General features: G+C 71.0%; 5 protein-coding genes. 3 read left to right on the forward strand and 2 right to left on the reverse strand.

Going from position 1 to position 3,872, the window contains the following annotated elements; all coding sequences use genetic code 11:
- Positions 1-22 precede the first annotated feature (22 nt).
- Positions 23-253, reverse strand: a complete 231-nt coding sequence (locus tag ACFUPX_RS43960) for a hypothetical protein (RefSeq protein WP_383335357.1) — start codon at positions 251-253, stop codon at positions 23-25.
- A 114-nt stretch (positions 254-367) separates the two neighbouring features.
- Between ACFUPX_RS43960 and ACFUPX_RS43965 the strand changes: the two genes are divergently transcribed.
- A complete protein-coding gene (locus tag ACFUPX_RS43965) occupies positions 368-1,387 on the forward strand; it encodes a YdcF family protein (RefSeq protein ID WP_383335359.1) in 1,020 nt (339 codons plus the stop codon).
- Between the two features lie 60 nt (positions 1,388-1,447).
- On the opposite strand, the gene ACFUPX_RS43970 is transcribed toward ACFUPX_RS43965, so the two are convergent.
- Positions 1,448-2,284 (reverse strand): LysR family substrate-binding domain-containing protein, encoded by an 837-nt coding sequence (locus tag ACFUPX_RS43970; RefSeq protein ID WP_383335361.1) that lies wholly within the window; start codon positions 2,282-2,284, stop codon positions 1,448-1,450.
- Positions 2,285-2,342: 58 nt separating this feature from the next.
- On the opposite strand from ACFUPX_RS43970, the gene ACFUPX_RS43975 reads away from it, so the two are divergent.
- Positions 2,343-2,747: a DUF5997 family protein gene (locus ACFUPX_RS43975; protein WP_383335363.1), complete on the forward strand. Its 405-nt coding sequence runs from the start codon at positions 2,343-2,345 to the stop codon at positions 2,745-2,747.
- 171 nt (positions 2,748-2,918) lie between these two features.
- The gene (locus tag ACFUPX_RS43980) at positions 2,919-3,671 is read left to right on the forward strand and encodes a YqjF family protein (RefSeq protein ID WP_383335365.1); all 753 of its coding nucleotides are present in this window, start codon (positions 2,919-2,921) and stop codon (positions 3,669-3,671) included.
- Positions 3,672-3,872 lie beyond the last annotated feature (201 nt).

Consider the following 3,872-nt stretch of genomic DNA (forward strand, 5'->3'; position numbering starts at 1 on the left):
TCCCGGCCCCGCGTCCACCGCCTCAGAGCGTCTGCGTGCCGGAGATGCCGGGGGCGACCACGCCGACACCGGCGCCGGGCGTCTGCGGCGGGCTGTCGGTCCACGGCTCGACGTCGCCGATCTCCTCCATCGTCCCCGCTGCGTGGGCGGGCTCCCTCGTGTCGGCCGTGTCCGCTCCCGGCGGCGGGCTGATCGCGGCGATGACAGCCCCGGCGGCGAGAGAGACAACGGCCAGTACGCTTCGCTTCTTCATACCGGGGTCAACTCCCGTCGCGCGTAAAGGGCACGGCCTGATTCCGGAGATCACTGAAGCGGACCTCTCCGGTTCCGGTCCAGGGCGTGCGCTCGCGGCGCCTACGCTGTGCGAATGTTGCTCTACGCCCCGGCGGCGCTCCTGTTCCTCGTCTTCTGCGTGCGCGTGGCGCGCGAGCGCAGGAAGTTCAGCAATGCCGTGATCCTGGGACTGGCCGTGCTCCTCGGTCTGGCCGCCTGGGTGTTCCAACTGGTCAGGTCCGGTTCGGCTTCGGGTCAGGCCGTCGCGTGGGCGCTACTGGTGCTGGGGGCCCTCGGCATCCTCGTACTGACGTGTCTGCTGTTCTTCAACGGCCTGCAGATGGTGCGCAAGGAGGGCAGGAGTCCCACCAACCTGCTCTCGCTGGTGGCCGCGTTCTGCATTCTGGCCGTCGTGGCACTGCTGGTCACGGCGGTGGTCGTGCGGACGCCGGTGTGGGTCGGGGTGGGTACGGCGGCCGGTGGGCTTGCCGCCTATCTCTCGTTCTTGTTCCTGTGTTTCGTCTTCTACGCGTTCCTCTACGGGCGGTTGCGGGTGCGCCGCAAGGCCGACTACGTGGTCGTACTCGGATCGGGGCTCGTCGGTGGTTCCACCGTGCCGCCTCTGCTGGCCAGTCGCCTCAAGCGGGCGCACGCGGTGCACACGCGCATGACCGCGCGGGGCGGCTCTCCGGTGCTCATCACCTCGGGGGGCCAGGGACCGGACGAGGATCTTCCCGAGTCCCACGCGATGGCGGACCATCTGATCGCCCGCGGGTTTCCCGCTGATCTGATCGAGCGCGAGGACCGTTCGACGACGACCGACGAGAATCTGCGGTTCAGCAAGGCGATCATGGAGAAGGCGTCGCCGGACTACCGGTGCGTCATCGTCACGAACAATTACCACGCCTTCCGGGCCGCCCTCACGGCCCGGCGGACCGGGATCAGGGGGCAGGTGGTGGGCTCGCCCACCGCCGCGTACTTCTGGCCCACCGCGACGATCCGGGAGTTCACCGCGATCCTCGTCGCCTACAAGCGGACCAACGCGGCCATCTGTCTGCTGCTGGTCCTCGGCGGAGTGCTCGCCTGGTGGGTGCAGCAGTACGGCTCCGGGTGAGGCTGCCGCCGACGGCCGTCCGCCGGACGGCCGAGCGGGCCGGAGAGACGGCCGAGCGGGCTAGGGGCGACGGCCGCGGGGCTTGCCGCGCTTGCCGCCGCCCTTGGAGGCGCCGCCGGAACCGCTCCGCGCGCTCTTGCCGGTCGTGCCGGTCTTCGCGTTCTTGCCGCCCGTCTTTCCCGGCTTTCCCGCCTTACCGGTCTGTCCGGTCTGCTTTCCCCGGGCGCCGCCCTTGTCGGGGCTCTTGCGCTTCGACTGGTCCGCGGCCGAGGCGGCGGGAGTCTGGGTGCGCCCCCGGGAGCTGTTGACGGTGCGCCCCCGGACGATCCCGATGAAGTCCTCCACCAGGTCCGTGGTCGCGTCCTCGGGCCACGACAGCGCGACCCTCGACTCGGGGGCTTGTGTGAGCGGCCGGTAGGTGAGGTCCTTGCGGTGGTGCAGGCGGGCCAGCGACTGGGGGACGGCGAGGACGCCCACTCCCGCCGCGACCAGTTCGACGGCGTCCGCCGTGGTGGCGGGGCGTTCGTTCGCGGATTTTCCCGGCAGGCTCTCCCACGGGAGGGTGTCGTCGAGGGGGTGCAGCACGATCTCGTCGGCCAGGTCCTCGACCGTCACTTCGTCGACCGCCGCGATGACGTGATCCTTGGGGATCACCACGACCGTGGTCTCGGTGTAGAGGGGGATCGCGCTGAGGTCCGTACGGTCGACCGGCAGCCGGACGAAACCGGCGTCGGCGCCGCCGCCCCGCAGGAGCTCGAACGCCTCGCCCGGGGAGACCGCGACGAGGGTCAGCGGCATCTCCGGCCGCCGCTCGTTCCAGATCCGCACCCACTTGGTGGGCGTCACCCCCGGGACATACGCGAGCCTGAACGAAGGGGTTACTTGCGAGTCTGTCACCCCGCCAGGTTACCGGTCGTGGTCGGCGGTAGCTCACATGCTCGATACCCTGGTGACCATGACGTCGCACCAGACCACCCAGACCATGAAGCCCGCGACTGCGGCGAAGAAGCTGGGTGTGTACCTCGAGGCCACCCCCGCCGAGTTCCAGGAGGGTGTCGTCTCGCGCACCGAGCTGGCCGCCCTCCAGACCGAGCCGCCCGAGTGGCTCCAGGAGCTGCGTCGCACCGGCCCGCACCCGCGGCCGGTCCTCGCGGCGAAGCTCGGCGTGTCCATCGCCGGTCTCGCGCGTGGCGGGGTCACCGAGGCCCTGACCACGGAGCAGATCGACGCCCTGAAGGCGGAGAACCCGGAGTGGCTGCAGAAGGAGCGCGCCACCCAGGCCGAGGTCCGCAAGGAGACCGTACGCATCAAGGAGAAGAACGCGGAGCGGGCCGAGCAGGACGGTCGGCCGCGTTCCTGACCTAGCTCTCGGACCGAGCCCCCGGACACCGCTGCCACCGGCACGGTCGGCCGGGGGCTCAGTCATGTGCGGCCGCCCCAGGTCAGCGGCCGTGCGCGCCCGTACGCAGGCCCCCGTTCCGGGCCTGGCCCAGGTCCCTGCGATCCTGATTCCGTGGTCCTCACTCCTGCCGTGCCGGAACCGATAACCGCCGATCCGCCCGCCTCCGCATCCGCCGAGAACCCGCTGCTCACGCAGTCGTGGCTGGACCTGGCGTTCGTGCACTGGGCCGTGGACCCCGCGGACGTCGCGCCGCTCCTTCCGGAAGGTACGGTTCCCGATCTGCACGACGGGGCCACCTACGTGGGGCTGGTCGCGTTCCGCATGCACCGGGTCGGCTGGTTCCGGCTGCCCGGCATCCCCTATCTGGGTACGTTTCCCGAGACCAACGTCCGCCTCTACTCGGTGGACTCCCATGGCCGCCGAGGTGTCGTCTTCCGCTCCCTGGACGCCTCGCGCCTGATCCCGGTGGCGGTCGCGCGCGGCGCCTTCCGGCTGCCGTACCAGTGGTCGCGGATGAGCATCCGGCACAGCGGCGACACCGTCACGTACACGAGTGCCAGGCGCTGGCCGGGCCCGCGCGGCGCGCACAGCCGGATCACCGTCCGGGTGGGCGAGCGGGTCGGGGAGCCCACCGATTTCGAGCACTTCCTGACCGCCCGGTGGGGCATGCACAACACGTTCTTCGGGCGGCAGATGTTCCTGCCGAACGCGCATCCGCGCTGGCCGCTGCACCGCGCCGATCTGATCGAGTGCGACGAGGACCTGGTCGAGGCCGCGGGGCTGCCGAGGCCGGTCGGGGATCCGGTGAGCGTGCTGTACTCGCCGGGCGTTCCGGTCCGTTTCGGGCGGCCCGCCCGCCCTGGCGGCATACCCACTCCCTGACGGGCGCGAAGACGACGTACAGCCCTACCTCGTACGGCCTCACAGCGAGGACGGCACGACGAACGGGCCCCAGGTGACGAGGGGGCCGATCACGGCGATGCCGAGCCCCCAGGCCATGAGGCGGCGGACGGCCAGCGTCGTCGGCGGGAGGCGATGGAACCGGTGTGAGCGCGAGGGCGGCCGTGGTGCACGAGCACCACC

The sequence above is a fragment of the Streptomyces sp. NPDC057302 genome (assembly GCF_042667685.1).
In the GTDB taxonomy this organism is placed as follows: domain Bacteria; phylum Actinomycetota; class Actinomycetes; order Streptomycetales; family Streptomycetaceae; genus Streptomyces.

What these genes read in the sequence shown, in the direction of transcription:
- ACFUPX_RS43960 (WP_383335357.1), bottom strand. Translation starts at nt 253, where the DNA reads ATGAAGAAGCGAAGCGTACTGGCCGTTGTCTCTCTCGCCGCCGGGGCT.
- ACFUPX_RS43965 (WP_383335359.1), top strand. Translation starts at nt 368, where the DNA reads ATGTTGCTCTACGCCCCGGCGGCGCTCCTGTTCCTCGTCTTCTGCGTG.
- ACFUPX_RS43975 (WP_383335363.1), top strand. Translation starts at nt 2,343, where the DNA reads ATGACGTCGCACCAGACCACCCAGACCATGAAGCCCGCGACTGCGGCG.